Here is a 20,761-nt window from a genome sequence, read left to right on the forward strand (position 1 = left end):
TTTGCTTTTCAGCGTCTCGCCCCGTGTCAGTGGGTGCGCATTATAGGGAGAAATTAAAAGTGCGCAACCCCTTTTTTAAAGAAAAATGCATTATTTTCTATATATTTAAATATACAAACTTACAAACCACTAAATAACAACTTACCCACAAAATCCTGTGGGTAAACTATGTTTTGCCGCTGTGCTTTAGATTGCCTTCCTTATTTATGCTAGATTACGGCCCTCATTTATTCGTTCAATTAACTAGGCATTCAATTATGGCTGATATTTTAAACTTTATTAGTGGATTGCTATGGGGCCATGTCCTTATATATCTATTAATAGCAGCAGGTTTATTCTTTACCTTCCGTTTGGGCTTCATTCAATTTAGACAATTTCCTTATATGGTTAAGGTCATGGCTAATAGTAGACAAGGTTCTGACTCGGGCATTTCTTCATTTCAGGCTTTTTGTACTTCATTAGCTGCACGTGTTGGTACAGGTAATATGGCTGGCGTTGCTGTTGCACTCTATTTAGGTGGTGCTGGAGCAATTTTTTGGATGTGGTTAATTGCACTTATCGGTATGGCAACCAGTTTTGCCGAAAGCGCCCTTGCACAGCTATATAAAACAAAAGATGAAGATGGCAACTTCCGTGGTGGCCCTGCTTATTATATGGAGTATGGTTTAGGAAAGCGTTGGATGGGTGTCCTTTTCTCTTTATGCCTTATATTGGCATTTGGTCTTGTCTTTAATGCAGTACAAGCAAACTCAATCACAGCAGCGTTTGAAGTTGCCTTTGATATTCCAAAGCACATTATGGGGGTTTTACTCGTTATCGGCTCTGGTTTTATTATTTTTGGTGGTTTAAAAACCATCTCTCGTTTTGCTGAGTTAGTTGTTCCTTTCATGGCTTTGGCTTATTTAGCTGTTGCATTATATGTATGTGCTATCAATTTTGAGCTTTTACCAGCTGTATTTAAGCAAATCATTTATAGTGCTTTTGGTATTGAACAAGCAGGCGCTGGTGCAATTGGTTATGCTGTTATGCAGGCAATGATCCAAGGAATTAAACGAGGTCTCTTCTCTAACGAAGCTGGTATGGGTAGTGCTGCCAATGCTGCTGCAACTGCAACACCAAACCCAAACCACCCTGCATCGCAAGGTTATGTTCAAATGCTTGGTGTGTTTGTAGATACTATTATTATCTGTTCAGCAACAGCCGCACTTATTCTACTATCTAATCAACTAGTCCCTGAGTCTGGTGTTACTGGTATTGCTTTAACGCAAGCCGCTCTTGTTCAACATGTTGGCGAATGGGGTGCTATTTTTATTGCAATTGCCATTTTATTCTTTGCATTTACATCTATCGTAGCTAATTACTCATATGCTGAAACAAATTTAATGTTCTTAGAGCACAATCATAAACATGGCATGCTGATCTTTAGATTATGTGTACTTGGTATGGTGATGTTTGGCTCTGTCAGTGAGCTGGGTTTGATTTGGACTATGGCTGATGTGTCTATGGGCATGATGGCGATTGTAAACGTAACTGCCCTATTCATGTTATCAGGTGCTGTAATCTGGCTTTACAAAGATTACATCTCTCAGCTTAAGCAAGGTAAAGTGCCTGTATTTGACCCAAATAGTAATGAGAAAATTAAAGCGACATTACCTAAAGGTATATGGACTAAATAGTTCATAAACATTAAAAAAGCCGTTGAAATACTCCAACGGCTTTTTTGAAATCTTTTCTAAAGCAATATTAGATTGCTGTTTTCGCAAACTCTTTTACAAATTCACGTACTGGAATATCGTTACAACGTAAGCTACGCGCTTTGTAACCGATTTCTTTAATTCCTTTTCTCGCAGCTTTCATACATAGAGACGTTTCTAAAGTTTGGTTTTTAGCAACTAATGTTACCTTCTTCTCTGAAGATGTATTCGCTTCACGCTCAGCACGTTCTGCAACTTTACGAATATCTTCGCCATTACATAATAAGCTCGGTGAGAAACGAGACACGTTTAAGCCATGTTTGCTTGCTTCTTTACGAGCTGCTGAAAAGCCTTCTGTTGAAGCAATAACACATACTTTCGTTTCTGCTGAGTTATCAGCTGACACGAATGCTGATGCTTGAGCATTCAAAGAAACAGTTAAACCAAAAGCCAAAAGTGAGATAGATTTAAGCATAATACACCTAATAAGAACGAGTTTGCGCGCATTATATAGCCACTTTTGTTCTTGTAAATGCAATAAATGATTTATTTTGTACATTTAATAAACAGTTTACATTTAATTAAATGTCATGTTCAAACCATTTAAAACTTTATCTAATTTGTACAATTTGTTTAAAAGTTAACGCACGCTTTGTCCACTTTACATGTCTTTACAATGTTGGCTGGTGAGACTGTAAAAACTGAGTTAGCATCAAAAGGAATAATTTATAACAAGGATTACTATGAAACGATTTCTACCTCATGCTTTAAGCATCATTTCTTTGGCTGTATTAGCTGGCTGTAATAATGATAATAACACTCAAACTCAGCAACCTACTGCACAAATACAAGAACAGACTGTTGTCGCACCGATAGCTAAAAAAGTACCACATGAAATGGAAATACACGGACATAAACGTATTGATAATTACTATTGGATGCGTGATGACGAGCGAAAAGATCCTGAAATCATTGCTCACTTAGAAGCCGAAAACGCTTATACTGCCGCAGAACTTAGTAACACCGAAAAACTTCAAGAAACACTGTTTGAAGAACTCAAGTCTCGAATCCAAAAAGACGACAATTCTGTACCGACCAAACGCGGTAACTATTTCTACTCCTCGGAAATGCGTGGTGATAACGAGTACCCTATTTTTGTTCGAAGCGCTGACTTCAAAGGTTCTGATAAAGAAGTCCTTATTGACGTTAATGAACTTGCAAAAGGCCATGAATACTATAGTGCATCAGGCTTATCTGCGAGTCCAAATGACCAGCTACTCGCTTATGGTGAAGACACAGTCAGCCGCAGAATTTATACTATTCAAGTTAAAGACCTAAAAACAGGGAAACTTTTAGACGATAAAATTGAAGGTGCTCAGGCAAGTGTTGTTTGGGCAAATGACAACCAACATTTTTATTATGTGAAAAAAGACACACAAACTCTGCTAGGCTACCAAGTATATCGACACAAGCTTGGTACACCACAGTCTTCTGACGAACTTATTTATGAAGAAGCGGATAACACTTATTACACTTATATAGGTAAAACGAAAGATGGTTCAAATGTTGTCATTTATCATTCAAGTACCGAATCTTCTGGCATGTCTTTCATAGACGCAAACGATAGTAAAGCAAAGGCCAAACGCTTTATTCCTCGTGAGAAAGGTCTTGAATATAATGTTTCGAAACATAAAGACACCTACTATATTTTAACCAATCTAAATGCGGTTAACTTCAAACTGATGCAAGTTAATGAAAAAGACTTAGGTGATAAATCTAAATGGAAAGAAGTCATTGCACACCGCCCAGCAGTTAAACTAGAAAGTATCGAACTTTTTGATAACCATCTTGTTTATCAAGAACGTGAAATGGGTCAGGTAAAAGTCATCGTTCGTTCTCTTAAAGATGGCAGTGAAAAAGCACTTAAATTTAATGATGACGCATTTGCTGCATATTTATATGGCAATAACGAATTAGACAATGACTCAATCCGTATTTACTACACCAGTATGACTACGCCGGGAACTCACTACGATTTCAACCTTGAGTCAGGTGAACCAAATATTCTCAAACAAAATAAAGTACTGGGTGATTTCAAAGTAGACAACTACGCTTCTGAGCGTATTTTTGTTACGGCTAGAGATGGTGTGAAGGTACCTGTTTCTTTAGTTTACCGTAAAGACAAGTTTAAGAAAGATGGCACAAATCCATTATATCAATATGGCTATGGCTCTTACGGTGCAACAATGGATCCAAGCTTCTCAAGTAATCGACTTAGCTTACTAGATCGAGGCTTTGTTTTTGCAATTGCACATATCCGTGGTTCACAAATGCTAGGCCGTCCATGGTATGAAGATGGTAAAAAACTGACCAAGCAAAATACTTTTAATGATTTTGTAGATGTAACAAAACAGCTGGTTGAGCAAGGTTATGGCCATAAAGATCAGGTTTACGCTGTAGGTGGCAGTGCTGGCGGTCTGTTAATGGGTGCGGTTATCAACCAAGCACCTGATTTATATAAAGGGATTGCGGCACATGTTCCTTTTGTCGACGTAGTTACAACTATGCTTGACGAAAGTATTCCACTTACTACGGGTGAATATGACGAATGGGGTAACCCAAACAACAAAGCTTATTACGATTACATGCTAAGCTATTCGCCTTATGATCAGGTTAAGAAGCAAGCTTACCCTCATATTCTTGTAACGACTGGCCTACATGATTCTCAAGTTCAGTACTTTGAGCCTGCAAAGTGGGTAGCAAAACTGCGCGACTATAAAACAAACGACAACAAGTTGTTGTTTAAAGTAGACATGGAAGCAGGACACGGTGGTGCATCAGGTCGTTTTAAACGCTTACACGACACAGCGTTAGAGTATGCATTTTTCCTAGATTTAGCAGGAAAAAATAACTTATAAAATAGTTATTCTGTAAATGTAAGGCCAGATTAACTGGTCTTACATTCTCTTACATTTCGCTACACTTCGACACACACATTTCCACTCTTCATTGCTAAAATTAAAACATATCAAAAGTAGCTTAGGCTCAGGGAATTGTTATGTTTGCATCAGCGTATAAAAAGATTTTTAGTTTAGTTTTATGTTTTGGCTCAACCTCGGCGTTGGCAGAGCCAGTCTCTCATCTGAGTAAACTAGATAAAAGTCACTCTCAATCAGCAAGCTTCAAACAAAACAATGGTGATAAAAAATTTCCAACCAAAAAAGAGTAACCTCATGGTTACTCTTTTTATTTAAAACGCTTAGTTTCCGAATTTTATTCTAATTATTCGTTTAGCGCTTTTAGAAGTGTTTTGCCATCTGAGTCTACATTCCTTATCAGCTCTAAGCCCAGTATTTTAGCTATTGTTGGGTATATTTCTAAATTACTCATTTCTTTAATTTGATAGCCCTTTTTAAAAGCTGGCCCAGTTGCAACAAAGATAGCAGCCATATCATCTGTATTTGCAAAACCATGAGTACCTTTATAATCTAGTTTGCCATCAAAGCTAAAAACACTCGGCGCTTTGGTTTCTAAGATAATATCTGGGATCCTTGGAGTGCCATGGTAGTGACGCTGCTTTAAGATCGTATCATCTAGCACTGCATATCGATTGTTTGAGATAAGACGTAGCTGTTGCTTTGCTGAATTAACGTTTTCAATTGAAGCGTCATTGGCATAAATAAGTACTCTTGGTCCTGTATTTTTCACCGTCCAAGATTTTGGAATATTCAGGCTGTTAATCGAGATTGTTTTGTCTTCTTCTAATGAAGACATACCATGATCTGCCACCAGCACTAAATTCACATCATGGGGCAATTTCTTTATGCGCTCATTAAACTGCCCGATTAGCTTATCCATTGTTTGCACGGCATCATAGACTTCTTTGCTATCAGGGCCAAAGTCATGGCCCATACTATCGACTAATGAAAAATACCCTGCAACAAAACTTGGTCTTTGTTCCTTTGGTAACTTTAGCCACTCAACCATTTGGTCGATACGCGTTTGGTAATCACTATGTTTTGAGTAGTGGTAGTAATAGTCAGGGGTCATGCCATTAAAACGCGCATCAGATTCAGGCCAGAAATAGGCTGCTGATTTGAGTCCTTGCATTTTCGCCAGATTCCATAAAGGTATGCCATTGAGCCAAGTACTATCACCTTGCCCTTTACCCATCTTATAACAATCACCTCTTTGTTTATCACAAAACTTATTGTCGATAATACCGTGATTGACCGGTAATAAGCCTGTAATTATGGATATATGGTTTGGAAAGGTTTTACTTGGATAAACAGGCCACATTTTAGTGGCTCGAACACCGCTATCAGCGATGCGTTTAATATTATGAGCGTTATGCTTTTCAATATAATCCCACCGAAAACCATCAAGCGAGATAAGAACAACAGTTTGTTGCTTAGCGATACCGGGTATAGCTATCAGCAATAAGACACAATAAAAAAGTGTTTTGAACATTTAAAATTCCCGTGTTTAAGTGCGCTGTTATTCTGATGGCTTTATATCTCAAAATAAACAATTCACGATAAACGGAAACTCTAAAATTAAAACAAGTTGAAATAAATTTTCGCTTTCTCGGTCTTATTGCGTATTCCAAATAAAAAGGTTGTTAAATGAAAAAGTTTTATTGCAATACCAAGTTGGCGCTCTTGCTGGTTGGATTATCAAGTTTATTGATGAGTACGAGTATGTTGCTAATGGGCAGTCATAGGCATATCGAGAAAACTGTCAATTTCTTTGGCTTAAACTCACTCGTAGGTTATGAACTTGCTAACATATTGGCAGCTTTATGCTTTTCTTTACTGGCTGTATTTGCTGTACTTTCGGTGTACTTTGAGAAAGCAAAACCGACTTTAGCATTTTTACTCATTATTGTGTCTGTAGTGCCTTTACTAAGCCTTTTTTCAACGGGTATGTGGATTGAAAGCATGGGCGGGTTTCCTGTCATCGGAGCAGGCCAAGGCGTCATTAAATATTTTGCGTTACTTTCAATTGGCATCTGTCTACTTAACCCAAACCTATCTCAGCATGCAATGAAGTGGATTACAATTTTCCCTGTTTTGGTCGTACTCGTTTGGATCGGGGGTATGAAGTTTACCTTGATAGAAGCACAAGGGATCGAAGACTTACTGCAAACTTCACCATTTATGTCTTGGATGTATAGTGTTTGGGATTTACAAACTACCTCGAATTTAATTGGCGTTTATGATTTGCTAGCTGTCGCACTTTTGATTGCAGCCATTTATAACAAAAAAATACTTTGGATTGGCGTGTTAATGTCACTTGCAGTTTTTGTCATGACACAAACATTTTTAGCTACAACCCCAGGCGCAGTTACGACATCAACTATTTTATCTACGACTGGCCACTTTTTAATTAAAGATTTATGGTTTATTGCGAATTTGATTTTCTTTTTAAAGTTTACCGAACAAAAAGTATGATAAAAAAATGGCACGTTTAAGCGTGCCCTCTTATATCCTGATTATTTATATTTACCATAACTGCCATCATCAAATAATGACTTGAGTTCATTGGCAAAGCTCACAAACTTTTCTTTAATCGTGCGCTTAATTTCAACGTCAATTGAACCTAACCACAGTTTGCCTTTAATCTTTATAGTCGGTGCTTGTTTCGGCGCAATTGACGGCGCTTTATTTTCTACGTTACCAAGAATACAAAAAGCCTCGCAGATCACATTTACACCTTCAGGGATTAAAATTTTCTCTGAACCCAGTATGCAATTTACATTTACAGTGACTTCTTGATGCTCAAATACCGCATCGGAAAAGTCTAAGGTTGTAGAACCCAACACATTCAATAAGTTAATTTCTTTTGGTACCGCCCATTTGCCTGTTCGAGAGCTGTTTCCTAAAACCGTTTTAATATCTAGCTTGTCACCTGCAGACTTTTGTCCGTAATTAATATTCAAGCTCGCATCTTTTTGCGCCGTATACTTCTCGTCAGCTTGCATAGTAAGATCTGCTGTTAGGGCGACGATTTCAGCATGAACCTGTGTACTCATCGCTTTGTCTAAACGTCTTTCAAATGCCTCTGCGGAAATAACACCATGGCTATAGTTGTAAATTAGGTTGTCTATTACTTCTTCTCTGACTTGTTCAATAGGTCTATCTTCTAATACGACGCTCATGTTATTTCCCTACTATGTAATACCAATCTGCAGTAACACTTAATTAAGCTGATTAGTATAGTGAGTGACTGGCTCAACTTAAGCATTCAATAAGTTGTACCATTAGAATTGCATTTTTTAAATTTAAAGCAACAACCAAACCAAAAATAAAGTCATTATAATTCAATGTACTAATTCGGTTAGCATTTCTAACCAGGTTACTTTCTCACCAAAATTTGAGTGTATTGACTAATAAATAACATATCTCCCAAATCGAAAAAAGTGATAGATAATTTAAATTGCTATCTCGGGCTTTCGCAACTCCCTTTCAATGTTAAAATGGTACGTAAATTACATAGAACTATAAGCGCAAATTATGAAAGTAATCTCATTTAACATTAATGGCCTTCGTGCTCGTCTTCATCAATTGCAAGCATTAATCGACAAACATCAACCTGACGTAATTGGTTTACAGGAAATCAAAGTTCACGATGAAGCGTTTCCGGTTGAAGATGTAGAAGCTATGGGCTACCACGTTTATTTCCATGGTCAAAAGGCACATTATGGTGTCGCACTGATGTCGAAGAAACCTGCTAAATCAATCAAAAAAGGGTTTTCGACTGATACAGATGAATCCCAAAAACGTATGATTTCAGGTGTATTCGAGAATGACAAAGGTGAAGATGTGATCATTCATAATGGCTACTTCCCTCAAGGTGATAACATAAATCATGAAACCAAATTCCCATACAAGCGTCAGTTCTATAAAGACTTAATGACACACTTAAATGAAAATCACACGCCTGAAGAAAATGTCATTGTGATGGGTGATATCAATATCTCACCAATAGATTTAGATATCGGTATTGGTGAGCCAAATAAGAAGCGTTGGCTGAAAACGGGTAAATGTTCATTCCAGCCAGAAGAACGGGAGTGGCTTGCGACGTTAATGGATTGGGGATTTAAAGATACTTTCCGCGAATTAACACCAGAAAAGACAGAACGTTACTCGTGGTTCGACTATCGCTCAAAAGGTTTTGATGATAACCGAGGCCTTCGCATCGACGTTGTTTTGGCTACAGAATCACTAATGGCCAAATGTGTAGAAAGTGAAATCGATTACGAATTGAGAGGCATAGAAAAACCTTCTGATCACGCGCCTATTTGGGCTGAGTTTAAATTTTAATTAGAACTCATTCTATGTTATTGACCCCGCTTGTTACCTTAATCATATTCGCGTTTACTATCGATAAACGCGAATATTTAACGCTTTGGCATAGGCCTATCCGACAAACTGGTGTACTTGCTTGTTCAGTTGTACTGGCTCTGCTTTGGCAAATTAAAGCGGGGATATTGCCCTATCTAAATATTCATATATTGGGAATAACCGCAATTACTTTGGTGCTTGGCTGGCGGTTAGCAAGTTTAAGTGCTCTACTTACCAGTCTCTTATTACTTGCTTTTGGCACCATTCAATCTTTTGAACTTGCCGAATTTTATCTTTTTACTGCACTTCTGCCTATACTGGTCAGTTACGGCCTATTTGTATTTTGCTACAACAAGTTACCAAGACATTTCTTTGTATATATTTTTGTCTGTGCATTTTTATGTGCAGGCTGCATTGGCGCATTCAAAATATTGTCGTCAGGCGCTTATTACTGGCTAATTGATGCGTACACATTCCAACAGTTATTAGATAACTATTTGTTTTATGCAACGCTGATATGGTTCCCTGAAGCGATGTTGAATGGTATGGCAATCACTTTACTTATTACTTATAAACCCCACTGGGTTAAAACATTTTATGATAAGGAATACTTAGATAAATGACACTAATTTATCACTGTCCGCTTTGTCAGGCTCCGTTAAATAAAACAGGCAATAGCATCTCTTGCGAAAACAGACACCAATTTGATTTCGCCAAAGAAGGCTATGTCAACTTACTGCCTGTTCAGAATAAAAAATCAAAACAACCCGGTGATAATTTAGATATGGTTCAAGCGCGTCGTGCATTTTTTGCAACCGACCACTATCACTTTTTGAGACAAGAGATTGCCAATCTAATTTCACTATCTTCTCCTCAAACATTGCTCGATTTAGGCTGTGGTGAAGGATTTTATACGCACTTATTTGCCAATGAACTGCCCGAATGTGATGTATATGGGCTCGATATTTCAAAATCAGCCGTTAAATATGCGGCTAAGAGATATAAAGAGGCCAATTTTAGTGTTGCTTCTGCTAAACAAGCACCATTTGCAAATGAAAGTATGGACTGTGTTGTCACTGTGTTCGCCCCCGTTTTTGAACAAGAATTACAAAGGCTGGTGAAGAGCACGGGTAAAGTAATTTTAGTGAACCCGGGCCCTAAACATTTATTTGAGCTTAAGTCGTTAATTTACCCTGAAGTGAATTTACATACACACCCAGATACCCCAACAGGGTTTGAATTAGTCCAACATCATGAGCTAGAGAAACAAGTAGAGATTAAAACAGAAATCATTGAGCATTTAATACAAATGACGCCATTTTCTTGGAAATTTAAAGAAAGTCACTATGACGCTTTAAAGGAAAAACAGAGTCATTCAATTACCCTATCTTTTTATTTAAGCGAATATCAGAAGGTGGGAGCAACTCTTTGAAATTCGAGTCCTCTTAATAAAATGATTTATTTTGAAAATTGGTATAACTAAAAAGAGCAGTTTAAAACTGCTCTTTCGTAAATGCCTTATCCATTTTCTCAAACATGTCTTTTAAAAGTTTTGCCAAGGTTCGATATGTGGGTCTTCGAGATTGTAATTGCATGGGCGCATCATAACCATTGGCCACCATCTTATTAAACAATTCTTGATACCAAGTGTTTAGTGATGGATTAAGCGGCGTATCAGCACGTTTCCCCAACCAAAGTAAACCTTGAGCAGGCAAAGATAAAAAGAAAAACGCAATGGCTAAAGACTGAGGTACATACTGATTTCCCAGCCAATTGGTTTGTAGTACTAAGGTGATCACAGCAAGTAAAGGCATCACACTGATAGCAAGTTCAGTGGCTTTAATGACTCTAAATTCTGCAAATATAGGCGCAAGCTCTTTGCGCATAGGCCATTCTTTGGCGTACTGTCGTCCAAGTTGCATTTGAGAAATGAGACTTTTTTGCATTAGGACTCCTACTAGAAGCTAACTATTCGGTCAAAATTGGGGTAAAATAATCAGTTAACACTGTCTATTATACCTTTGTATTACTGCGTAGCTTAAACCGCGACTTCGCTTTAAGCTTAATACGCATTTACTGTTATTGTCAAAATTGGAAATGCATATGCCCTCATCTCATGTACTGGTTTTAAATTGCGGAAGCTCTAGTTTAAAGTTTGCCATCATCGACACTGTGTCGGGTGACGAGCTTCTTTCAGGTCTTGCTGAACGTTTAGGCGAGCAAGATCCGCAAATCAAGTACAAGTTTAATGGTGACAAGCAACTGATCGCGCTATCACCAAACGATGCTCATCAAACTGCAATTGCAAAGTTAGTTGAACTAGTAAAGCAATTACAATTAGATTCAAGCCTCATTGCTGTTGGACACCGTGTTGTTCATGGTGGTGAGCACTTCACTAAATCTGCTTTAATCACACCAGATGTGATAGAAGCAATCACCAAGACTTCTTCACTTGCGCCACTGCATAACCCTGCTAACTTGCTTGGCATCGAAGCGGCGCAATCTGCGTTTTCTCATTTACCGCAAATTGCAGTGTTTGATACCGCATTCCATCAAAGCATGTCGCCAGAAGCTTTCTTATATGCGCTGCCATATACGCTTTACAAACAACATGGGATCAGACGCTATGGTTTCCATGGTACCAGTCATGCTTTTGTATCGGCAGAAGCTATCAAGACCTTAAACCTTGACGCAACAAACTCAAGGGTCATCAGTGCACATTTAGGTAATGGCTGTTCAGTTACAGCTATTAAAAATGGTAAATCGGTAGATACCAGTATGGGTATGACGCCTCTTGAAGGCTTGGTTATGGGCACCCGCAGTGGCGATATTGACCCAGGCATTTTCAACTATCTGACTGAACAACTCAACTACTCAGCTAAACAAATAGATACGATCTTAAATAAAGAAAGTGGCTTACTGGGCATTAGTGAACTTTCAAATGATTGTAGAACCATTGAAGAGTCTGCGGCTGACGGGCATCAGCAAGCAGCACTTGCATTAGATATTTTCTGCTACCGTTTAGCAAAACAAATTGCTGCGTTTGTAGTGCCTTTAGGTGGGTTAGACGCATTGATTTTCACAGGGGGCATTGGTGAAAATTCAGATGTTATTCGCGCTAAGGTCGTTGCCCATTTATCTTTCTTAGGTTTAGAAATAGACAATGATAAAAACCTTGCGGCACGCTTTGGTTCTGAAGGTGTGATCACAAAGCAAACAGCGCCATGTGCCATTATGGTGCCTACCAATGAAGAATGGATGATTGCCAACGATGCAGCAAACATTGCACAGGAGCAGAAATAATGAGCCGTAGGATCATGTTAATCCCCATTTCTACTGGGGTTGGTTTAACATCTGTCTCTGTTGGTCTTGTGCGTGCGCTTGAGCAAAAAGCGGTGAAAGTAAATTTTTTCAAACCCATTGCTCAACCTCGTAAGGATGATATAGGGCCTGAGAAATCGACCGTTATTGTGCAACAAGGTTCAACCATTCAGCCTCCAATGCCTTTTGAACTAAGTTATGCTGAACAAATGATTGGTGATGGTAAAGGCAATGATCTACTAGAAGAAATCGTTGAGCGCTTCGAAAGTGCCATTAGTGATGATGAAGTTGCGATTATCGAAGGTATGGTACCTACTCGTCTTCAGCCTTATGCTGGTCGTGTTAACCGTGAAATCGCACAAACGCTTGGGGCTGATATCGTATTTGTATTAACCCCAGGTAATGACACGAACGAACAGTTAGAAGATAGATTAGAAATCGCCTCAGGTAACTACGGCGGCATAGATCACAGTCGTGTACTGGGATGTATTTTCAACAAAGTAAATGCTCCGCTTGATGAAGAAGGTCGCGCGCGTGCTGATTTAGTTGACCAGCATGAACCTGAAGAACTTGAAAATGAAATGAACCGTCTGGCTTCATTGCCTATTTTCAGAAAACACCCGTTTATGTTGCTTGGCGCAATTCCTTGGGATTTCGATCTAGTCGCGCCACGTGTAGCAGACTTAAGTGATTACCTAAAAGCTGAAGTAATCAATGCCGGTGACATGGCTCATAGACGTTTACGCCGTGTGACATTCTGTGCCCGAACGGTATCAAATATCTTGAATCACTTTACCCCTGGTGCGTTATTGGTTACACCGGGAGACCGCTCAGATGTCTTAGTAGCAGCGTGTTTGTCAGCAATGAATGGTACCAAATTAGGTGCGATTTTATTGACGGGTGGTTTTAAACCAGAACCGCGCATCATGACTTTATGTGAACAGGCAATGGAAACGGGTCTACCTATTCTAGCCACTGAAGCCGATACGTGGCGTACATCTTTGTTACTTCATAACTTTAATATGGAAGTACCAAGTGATGACGAACAACGTATTGAAAAAGTAAAAGAGCACAACGCTGCGAACATCGACTCAGATTGGCTAGATACTTTAGCCAAAGACGTTGCGAAAACGCGCAAGCTTTCTCCTCCAGCATTTAGATTCTTATTGACCGATTTAGCCCGTCAAGCAAAGAAAACCATTGTGCTTCCTGAAGGCAATGAGCCTCGCACAATTAAAGCCGCTGCTATTTGTGGTGAACGTGGCATTGCGAAAACTGTACTATTGGGTGAAAGAGAAGAAATCGAACGTATTGCGCTTCAACAAGGTGTAGAGCTCAACGAAAACGTTATAATTAAAGATCCGAATGAGATCCAAGATAGTTACGTAGCACCTATGGTTGAGCTTCGTAAGAACAAAGGTCTTACACCTGTGGTTGCTAAAGAGCAACTGCAAGACAACGTGGTATTAGGCACCATGATGCTCGCTGAGGACGAAGTCGATGGCCTTGTATCTGGTGCGGTGAATACCACAGCGAATACTATTCGCCCTCCTCTTCAGCTAATTAAAACTGCGCCGGGTTCATCTTTAGTGAGCTCTGTATTCTTTATGTTACTACCTGATCAAGTATTGGTTTATGGCGACTGCGCGATTAACCCAGACCCAACTGCTGAGCAACTTGCCGATATCGCCATTCAGTCAGCTGACTCTGCTGCGGCCTTTGGTATTGAGCCGCGAGTTGCCATGATCAGCTACTCTACGGGTGAGTCTGGCCATGGTGCTGATGTAGATAAAGTGCGTGAAGCCACCAAAATTGCTCAGCAAAAACGCCCTGATCTTGAAATTGATGGCCCACTTCAGTACGACGCAGCGATTATGGAAAATGTAGCACGTAAAAAGGCACCAAACAGTAAAGTCGCAGGTAAAGCAACTGTGTTTGTATTCCCTGACTTAAATACTGGTAATACGACTTATAAGGCAGTACAAAGAAGTGCTGAACTAGTAAGTATTGGTCCTATGCTGCAAGGTATGCGCAAACCTGTGAACGACCTAAGCCGTGGTGCGCTGGTAGAAGACATCGTTTATACCATTGCGCTTACGGCTATTCAGTCTAAGCAATTAGCAGATCAAACAAACTAACCCTGTTTGTGCAATTGTAAAACTTAGCTAAGTGTTGAGGGTTTAACTTTTTAACACTTAGCTATACTATAGACATATAGCCCAATAAACATAAGCGACTATGTCAAAGCAAACATTACAATTGTTAAAACAGGACTTTTCAATACATAGCCTTGACGTTGACCAAACAATTCCTAACCAAGTGTTAGCGTGTGATATTTTCTTTATTTCTAAAACACTTGAAGAACTCTCTATTGTTTGCCCTTCAGATATTGAAATTGATAGTTTTGCCACTGAAGCACATTGGCGAGCATTAGAAGTGATAGGCCCTCTTGGTTTTTCTTTAACAGGGATCATGGCCAATATATCTGGTGTTTTAGCCAGTGCTAAAATCTCGATTTTTGCCATTTCCACCTATGACACCGACTATGTTTTAGTCAAAGAGCAACAAATTCAAGACGCAATTCATGCGCTGAAAAAAGACGGATACACGGTTCTTTAATGCAGTTTTCTCAACCAATTCCTTTTGCGCCTATCAATGAAATTGTTGACCCAGTTTTACATCTCGCTAGTCCGTTCAGTGGCAAAGTACAGTCTTTGAAACAGCACCCGCTTGCCCTATTTTCTTCTGGCATGATTGGAAGAGGTGTGACTGTAGAGTTGACCCAAGGAAAAGTTACCGCACCATTTGACGGTAAAATTGAACAAGTTAAACGCCATGGCTATGAGATTATACTGGTTGCAAAAAATGGCTTGAAGTTACTCATTCATATTCAGCCACCTTCAGAGCAAACCAATACAAGTTTGCAAATAACCAGTGCCTTTGGCAAAAAAGAAGTCAAGCAAGGTGAATTACTTGCTTACTTCGAAACCACGCACTTAGAAAAACCACTACTCGGCAGTTTACTTATTGTTAACGCAGATAAATTAGGTCCTTGCTTTTACCCATTGAAGCAAGTGCGTGCTGGGCTAGACCCACTTATTACAATTACTCAAAACCAGAATATTTAAGAGGCTCTTATGATCACTATGTATGGCATTCCGAACTGTGACACCATTAAAAAAGCAAAAAAATATCTTAGTGACAACAATATTGAATTTACTTTTCATGATTACCGTAAAGATGGCGTTTCAGAAGAGTTAGTTGCTGAATTTTGCAAAAACTTAGGCTGGGAGCAAGTATTAAACAAACGCGGAACAACCTACCGTGCTTTATCAGATGATGAAAAGAGCAACCTATCTGAAGCATCTGCCATTACTCATTTAGTTGCGGCTCCAGCAATGATCAAACGCCCAATTCTTGAGGTGAATGGTAAACTACACCTTGGTTTTAAAGCAGCCCAGTATGATGAGATTTTCGCTTAATGGGCAGTCAAAATAATACACCTCAACATTCTGAGGTTGTTTCACTAGCCCAAGCATTGATCCAAAAGAAATCAGTGACCCCTGAAGATGCTAACTGCCAAGCCTTAATGAACGAACGTTTAGCTAAACTTGGTTTTAACATTGAAGAGCATTTTTTTGTCGATACATTAAATACCTGGGCAAGGAAAGGCACTGATAGCCCACATTTTTGCTTCGCAGGTCATACTGATGTTGTGCCTACAGGCGATGAGAATGAATGGCAACATCCTCCTTTTGACGGTGTCATTGAAAATGGCATATTACATGGCCGTGGTGCCGCTGACATGAAAGGGTCACTGGCGGCAATGGTAGTTGCAACTGAGCGGTTTGTAGAAAAGCACCCTGAGCATAAAGGCTCTATTTCGTTTCTGATTACATCGGATGAAGAAGGTCCTTTCATTAATGGCACCACAAAGGTAGTCGATCTACTTGAAGCCAGAAATGAAAAAATCGACATGTGTTTGGTCGGTGAGCCGTCTTCTCGTGACCGACTGGGTGATGTAGTAAAAAATGGCCGTCGAGGTTCTTTAACAGGACATTTAACTGTAAAAGGCAAACAAGGCCACGTTGCATATCCTCACTTAGCGCATAACCCTATTCATGCGGTGTCTCCTGCTTTGGCAGAGCTGAGTCAAACTGAATGGGATAAGGGCAATGCGTTTTTCCCAGCAACCAGTTTTCAAATATCAAACATTCAAGGCGGCACTGGCGCATCTAACGTCATTCCTGGCAGTGTGTATGTGCAGTTCAATTTTCGTTTTTCAACAGAATCAACGGTTGAACAGCTACAACAACGCGCAATCGCAATTCTAGATAAGTTCGGTTTAGAGTACGACTTAAACTGGATTGTAAATGGCCTACCATTTTTAACTGAGCCTGGTGAATTGCTTGATGTGACATTGGCTGCTATTGAAGAAGTAACCGGTTTGCCGAGTACACCAGAAACAACTGGCGGCACATCCGATGGTCGTTTTATTGCGCAAACGGGCTGTAAAGTAATAGAGCTCGGGCCAATTAATGCAACCATACATCAAGTTGATGAACAAGTTAGCTGTGATGATTTAGACAAACTGGCTTTAATTTACGAGAAGATACTCGAGAAGTTACTTAGCTAATGACTTTATCTGATATGGCCGCTTGCGCTTGCGGCCTTTCTGAAGCGCATTTGACCAAATACAAAGGCAAACAACTTCATCAAGGTATCATCGATGATTTTCGAGCTTTAGAATTAGCCGCAAAGAATGCAGGGTTTGATTTAGAAATTGCATCTGCTTATCGAAGTTTCGAACGCCAATCTCTTATCTGGAATAACAAGTTTTCAGGTAAGCGCCCTATTTTAAATGCGAATAACGAACCTGTTGACATTGCTAGCCTCTCAGAAGTCGAGATTATACAAGCCATTATGCTTTTCTCGGCAATGCCTGGAGCGAGCAGACATCACTTTGGCACTGATCTAGATGTGTTTGCACCTAACCTATTAAAACCCGGTCAAACATTACAACTCGAGCCATGGGAGTATCAGCCTGGCGGGCCATTTTACAAGCTTAATACTTGGTTAGACGAGAACCTTTCTAAGTTTGGCTTTTATCGTCCCTATGAAGAGTTTAGAGGTGGTGTAGCTGAAGAACCTTGGCATATAAGCCACGTATCATGCAGTAATGATTTGTTTCAACAGCAGAATATTGAAAACATAAAGCAAGTCCTAAAAGTATCAAATGTGCTTGGTCGCGATACACTTATTGAAAATATGCCAAGTCTATATGAACGTTTCGTGAGTAATATCTGCGAGTTATAAAACTAACTCGCTTTACCTTGAATCAGGATAAGTAAGTATTTAAAAAACTCTTCTTTCCCAAATATTTTAAATCCACTTTCAGTTAACACCAAACGCATTTGAACCCTACTCTTCGACTTTAAATAGCTAAACCTAACTTCGTTTTTAGCGTAAACATGGCAGTGTATCTTAAGCGGGTTTTCTCCCATAACCTCTATATGTGTATCTCGCTGTAAGTCATTTAACTTAGAGCAAATTGGCACCAAGCCATGAGAGTTTAGTAATTCGCATAAAAAGTCTAATTGCTCGTTTGCTTTTGAGGTTATTTCCGATGACATAGTTAATAAGCTTAAGATTACATTGGTTAATATTAAACCACAGATTTAATTAGGTGTTTTGATATTAATTAAAGAATTCTGGTAATTTCGAATTCCTGTGTGGCTCCATGCATAGTCCATTCAAATTCATCATGCACTTTTTTATTCATGAGCACCTTACCAAGTGGCGATACCGGTGTGATTGTCCAAACGACCGTGCCTTTAATATCTAATTTTAAACCACCTTCTGTTGGCCCAATAAAGTACCAATACAAGTCACCCTCTTCATTCTCACAACTTACTAAGCTACCAATGACAATTGATTCCGATGGAGACAACTCATATATCTCATCAAAAGCTTTAATTGCTTTGTGTGCGTCGTCTACACGTTCACTCTGACCCTGTGCTAGATAGGCTGATTCAATACTCAGAGAATCATATTGCGTTTCTGCTGCACTTTGTTCGTGCGTCGCATCTTCTCTCGCAGAATTTGCCGCTTGTACTGCCTCTTGAAGTTTTGCTTCAAGTGCAAATTTTAAATGTTCGATGAAATGCTGTTTGTTCATATTATATTACTGCTTAAATGCTCAAATCATTGGTAATGTAAGGCTAATTTGCTTTACAGCGTCATCAATTGAATAATCAATAACGATTTGCCAGACCATATCGTCGGTGTCACATGCGCCAACAATACCCTGTGTTATGTATGTGTCTTTATTTAATTGTGAAAAGAATAATGGGATATAGCCCATATTCATTGACTTACCGTCAATTTTGGCACTCTTAATCTCAAAGGGCCTATCCTGTTCTACTTGAAGACGAATTAAAAACTCAGATTCTGCTTGTAACTTCAAATTATCATCGACCCAAAGCATGACCCCATCCGCTAAATGACAGGTTGAAACGTCGACGCAGTTTTGAGGAGGAAGATAACTTTCACTTTTTTCTGAACTTTCATGTATAATTGTATCTGAGTCTGAACAAGCAATTGCTAGCAGGCTCAAAACCAATATAAAGAAGTGACGAAAAGTCTTTGTCATACTAGTTTTTGGTTGGATTTTAAAAGGCAAGTCTAAGCTTTTCTAAAATTGAACGCTACTAGAAGCCGTCATTATTTGCGATAACTGCAAAAAATTGATTGATGTCATGATTTCACTTCTTTTAGGTATCTTTTTTTTTGCAAAAAAATTACTATTACCATGCAAAAAAAAGGGTTTCTCAAGCTTGTTTTTTAAGCGTTTTTATCAAATTTCAAACGTTTTTATGACGAGTTTGTGAAATAAATAATAGGGCCTGCTTGCAGGTAATTCATTTCTAATCGCAACAATTGCAGCGGAATCCAGAAAATGAGCCAATCAGTAGCATCACAATCTGAGTACAACTACACGGTTGTACGCCAATTCGCTATCATGACAGTGATTTGGGGCATTGTTGGTATGGGTGTAGGTGTGCTTATTGCAGCACAGCTTGCTTGGCCAGCTTTGAACTTTGACACTCCATGGTTAACGTACTCTCGACTTCGTCCGTTACATACGAACGCTGTTATCTTCGCATTTGGTACTAGTGCGCTATTTGCAACATCTTATTATGTTGTACAACGTACCTGTCAAACGCGTCTTTTCTCTGACAAACTAGCCGCTTTCACCTTCTGGGGTTGGCAAGCTATCATCTTAGCTGCAGCTATCACTCTTCCTCTTGGTTATACAAGTGGTAAAGAATATGCTGAGCTTGAGTGGCCAATCGATATCGCTATCGCGGTAGTTTGGGTAAGCTATGCAGTCGTATTCTTCGGTACTCTTATTAAGCGTAAAGTATCTCACATCTACGTAGCTAACTGGTTCTATGCTGGTTTCATCATTACTGTTGCTGTTCTTCACATCGTTAACAGCATGGCAGTTCCTGTATCTCTAGGTAAATCTTATTCAATTTACGCAGGTGCAGTAGATGCAATGGTTCAGTGGTGGTACGGTCACAACGCAGTAGGTTTCCTACTTACAGCTGGTTTCTTAGGTATGATGTACTACTTCGTACCAAAACAAGCAGGTCGTCCTGTTTACTCTTACCGTTTATCTGTAGTTCACTTCTGGGCACTTGTTTCTCTTTATATTTGGGCGGGTCCTCACCACCTACATTACACAGCATTACCTGACTGGACTCAGTCTTTAGGTATGGTTATGTCTGTAATCCTATTCGTTCCATCTTGGGGTGGTATGATCAACGGTATCATGACGCTATCTGGCGCATGGCACAAACTACGTACTGATCCTGTTCTTCGTTTCTTAGTTGTTTCACTGTCTTTCTACGGTATGTCAACGTTCGAAGGCCCAATGATGGCTATCAAGTCAGTTAATGCATTATCACACTACACAGACTGGACAGTTGGTCACGTACACTCAGGTGCGCTTGGTTGGGTTGCTATGATTTCTATCGGTGCAATTTATCACCTAATCCCTGCACTATTTGGTCACGGTAACATGTACAGCGTTAAGCTAGTTAACACGCATTTCTGGTTACACACTGTGGGTGTAGTTCTTTACATCGTAGCAATGTGGATCTCAGGTGTAATGCAAGGCCTAATGTGGCGTGCAGTTAACTCTGACGGTACGTTAATGTATAGCTTCGTTCAATCTCTAGAAGCATCTAAGCCTTTCTACATCATGCGATTTATTGGTGGTGTATTCATCGTAGCGGGTATGTTAGTTATGGCATATAACGTTTACCGTACAGTTGCAGCGAAGAGCGGTTCTTTAACTGCCGACGCTAATACTCAAATGGCTTAAGTGGGGTG

Annotated in this window: 22 protein-coding genes; 15 read left to right on the top strand and 7 right to left on the bottom strand. The window is 39.5% G+C overall.

Annotated features, from left to right (window positions below):
* Window positions 1–257: 257 nt before the first annotated feature.
* Window positions 258–1,676, top strand: a complete 1,419-nt coding sequence (locus AC1HJP_RS07260; RefSeq protein ID WP_480361240.1) for an alanine/glycine:cation symporter family protein — start codon at window positions 258–260, stop codon at window positions 1,674–1,676.
* A 67-nt stretch (window positions 1,677–1,743) separates the two neighbouring features.
* On the opposite strand, the gene AC1HJP_RS07265 is transcribed toward AC1HJP_RS07260, so the two are convergent.
* Window positions 1,744–2,169 (bottom strand): exonuclease III, encoded by a 426-nt coding sequence (locus AC1HJP_RS07265; RefSeq protein ID WP_480361241.1) that lies wholly within the window; start codon window positions 2,167–2,169, stop codon window positions 1,744–1,746.
* Window positions 2,170–2,437: 268 nt separating this feature from the next.
* Between AC1HJP_RS07265 and AC1HJP_RS07270 the strand changes: the two genes are divergently transcribed.
* Both AC1HJP_RS07270 and AC1HJP_RS07275 read left to right on the top strand, forming a co-directional pair.
* Entirely contained in the window at window positions 2,438–4,612 is a 2,175-nt protein-coding gene (locus tag AC1HJP_RS07270; protein ID WP_480361242.1) for a S9 family peptidase, read from the top strand.
* 140 nt (window positions 4,613–4,752) lie between these two features.
* A complete protein-coding gene (locus AC1HJP_RS07275; RefSeq protein WP_165385501.1) occupies window positions 4,753–4,923 on the top strand; it encodes a hypothetical protein in 171 nt (56 codons plus the stop codon).
* A 53-nt stretch (window positions 4,924–4,976) separates the two neighbouring features.
* On the opposite strand, the gene AC1HJP_RS07280 is transcribed toward AC1HJP_RS07275, so the two are convergent.
* Complete coding sequence (locus AC1HJP_RS07280) at window positions 4,977–6,164, bottom strand: alkaline phosphatase family protein (RefSeq protein WP_480361243.1); 1,188 nt, start codon at window positions 6,162–6,164, stop codon at window positions 4,977–4,979.
* Between the two features lie 155 nt (window positions 6,165–6,319).
* Between AC1HJP_RS07280 and AC1HJP_RS07285 the strand changes: the two genes are divergently transcribed.
* On the top strand, window positions 6,320–7,147 hold the full coding sequence (locus AC1HJP_RS07285; protein ID WP_480361244.1) for a DUF417 family protein: 828 nt from the start codon (window positions 6,320–6,322) through the stop codon (window positions 7,145–7,147).
* Window positions 7,148–7,188: 41 nt separating this feature from the next.
* Here the strand turns inward: AC1HJP_RS07285 and AC1HJP_RS07290 are convergent, their stop codons facing one another.
* On the bottom strand, window positions 7,189–7,854 hold the full coding sequence (locus tag AC1HJP_RS07290; RefSeq protein WP_138559569.1) for a DUF1707 SHOCT-like domain-containing protein: 666 nt from the start codon (window positions 7,852–7,854) through the stop codon (window positions 7,189–7,191).
* Window positions 7,855–8,209: 355 nt separating this feature from the next.
* Here AC1HJP_RS07290 and xthA point away from each other — a divergent pair, with 355 nt between their 5' ends.
* Genes xthA through rlmA form a run of 3 tightly spaced genes read left to right on the top strand, consistent with a single transcriptional unit; the run spans window position 8,210 to window position 10,472 of the window.
* The gene (xthA, locus tag AC1HJP_RS07295) at window positions 8,210–9,019 is read left to right on the top strand and encodes an exodeoxyribonuclease III (protein ID WP_480361245.1); all 810 of its coding nucleotides are present in this window, start codon (window positions 8,210–8,212) and stop codon (window positions 9,017–9,019) included.
* 14 nt (window positions 9,020–9,033) lie between these two features.
* A complete protein-coding gene (locus AC1HJP_RS07300; RefSeq protein WP_480361246.1) occupies window positions 9,034–9,663 on the top strand; it encodes an energy-coupling factor ABC transporter permease in 630 nt (209 codons plus the stop codon).
* Complete coding sequence (gene rlmA, locus AC1HJP_RS07305; protein WP_480361247.1) at window positions 9,660–10,472, top strand: 23S rRNA (guanine(745)-N(1))-methyltransferase; 813 nt, start codon at window positions 9,660–9,662, stop codon at window positions 10,470–10,472. Before AC1HJP_RS07300 ends, rlmA begins: the two co-directional genes overlap by 4 nt.
* Window positions 10,473–10,533: 61 nt before the next feature.
* Here rlmA and yfbV read toward each other — a convergent pair whose 3' ends face one another.
* Window positions 10,534–10,986: a terminus macrodomain insulation protein YfbV gene (yfbV, locus tag AC1HJP_RS07310; RefSeq protein WP_421964211.1), complete on the bottom strand. Its 453-nt coding sequence runs from the start codon at window positions 10,984–10,986 to the stop codon at window positions 10,534–10,536.
* A 157-nt stretch (window positions 10,987–11,143) separates the two neighbouring features.
* Here yfbV and AC1HJP_RS07315 point away from each other — a divergent pair, with 157 nt between their 5' ends.
* From AC1HJP_RS07315 to AC1HJP_RS07345, 7 genes are all read left to right on the top strand, one after another.
* The gene (locus AC1HJP_RS07315) at window positions 11,144–12,343 is read left to right on the top strand and encodes an acetate kinase (protein ID WP_480361248.1); all 1,200 of its coding nucleotides are present in this window, start codon (window positions 11,144–11,146) and stop codon (window positions 12,341–12,343) included.
* Window positions 12,343–14,499 carry a phosphate acetyltransferase gene (pta, locus tag AC1HJP_RS07320; RefSeq protein ID WP_480361249.1) on the top strand — a complete coding sequence of 719 codons (2,157 nt, stop codon included), beginning with the start codon at window positions 12,343–12,345 and terminating at the stop codon, window positions 14,497–14,499. Before AC1HJP_RS07315 ends, pta begins: the two co-directional genes overlap by 1 nt.
* A 100-nt stretch (window positions 14,500–14,599) precedes the next feature.
* Window positions 14,600–14,980, top strand: a complete 381-nt coding sequence (locus AC1HJP_RS07325) for an ACT domain-containing protein (RefSeq protein WP_480361250.1) — start codon at window positions 14,600–14,602, stop codon at window positions 14,978–14,980.
* On the top strand, window positions 14,980–15,489 hold the full coding sequence (locus AC1HJP_RS07330; RefSeq protein WP_480361251.1) for a PTS glucose transporter subunit IIA: 510 nt from the start codon (window positions 14,980–14,982) through the stop codon (window positions 15,487–15,489). Before AC1HJP_RS07325 ends, AC1HJP_RS07330 begins: the two co-directional genes overlap by 1 nt.
* 9 nt (window positions 15,490–15,498) lie before the next feature.
* On the top strand, window positions 15,499–15,843 hold the full coding sequence (locus AC1HJP_RS07335) for an ArsC family reductase (protein ID WP_480361252.1): 345 nt from the start codon (window positions 15,499–15,501) through the stop codon (window positions 15,841–15,843).
* On the top strand, window positions 15,843–16,997 hold the full coding sequence (gene dapE, locus AC1HJP_RS07340; protein ID WP_480361253.1) for a succinyl-diaminopimelate desuccinylase: 1,155 nt from the start codon (window positions 15,843–15,845) through the stop codon (window positions 16,995–16,997). The genes AC1HJP_RS07335 and dapE overlap by 1 nt, the downstream gene beginning before the upstream one ends.
* Window positions 16,997–17,677, top strand: coding sequence for a M15 family metallopeptidase (locus AC1HJP_RS07345; RefSeq protein WP_480361254.1), 681 nt, complete (start codon window positions 16,997–16,999; stop codon window positions 17,675–17,677). The genes dapE and AC1HJP_RS07345 overlap by 1 nt, the downstream gene beginning before the upstream one ends.
* A gap of 2 nt (window positions 17,678–17,679) precedes the next feature.
* Here AC1HJP_RS07345 and AC1HJP_RS07350 read toward each other — a convergent pair whose 3' ends face one another.
* The 3 genes from AC1HJP_RS07350 to AC1HJP_RS07360 all read right to left on the bottom strand — a co-directional run bounded on the left by AC1HJP_RS07350 (window position 17,680) and on the right by AC1HJP_RS07360 (window position 19,013).
* Entirely contained in the window at window positions 17,680–17,994 is a 315-nt protein-coding gene (locus tag AC1HJP_RS07350) for a hypothetical protein (RefSeq protein ID WP_480361255.1), read from the bottom strand.
* Window positions 17,995–18,062: 68 nt separating this feature from the next.
* Entirely contained in the window at window positions 18,063–18,539 is a 477-nt protein-coding gene (locus AC1HJP_RS07355; protein WP_480361256.1) for a GreA/GreB family elongation factor, read from the bottom strand.
* Window positions 18,540–18,560: 21 nt separating this feature from the next.
* Window positions 18,561–19,013, bottom strand: coding sequence for a hypothetical protein (locus AC1HJP_RS07360; protein ID WP_480361257.1), 453 nt, complete (start codon window positions 19,011–19,013; stop codon window positions 18,561–18,563).
* A gap of 306 nt (window positions 19,014–19,319) precedes the next feature.
* Here AC1HJP_RS07360 and ccoN point away from each other — a divergent pair, with 306 nt between their 5' ends.
* The gene (gene ccoN, locus AC1HJP_RS07365; protein ID WP_058029593.1) at window positions 19,320–20,753 is read left to right on the top strand and encodes a cytochrome-c oxidase, cbb3-type subunit I; all 1,434 of its coding nucleotides are present in this window, start codon (window positions 19,320–19,322) and stop codon (window positions 20,751–20,753) included.
* Window positions 20,754–20,761: the final 8 nt, after the last annotated feature.

The sequence above is a fragment of the Pseudoalteromonas sp. NFXS53 genome (assembly GCF_056629255.1).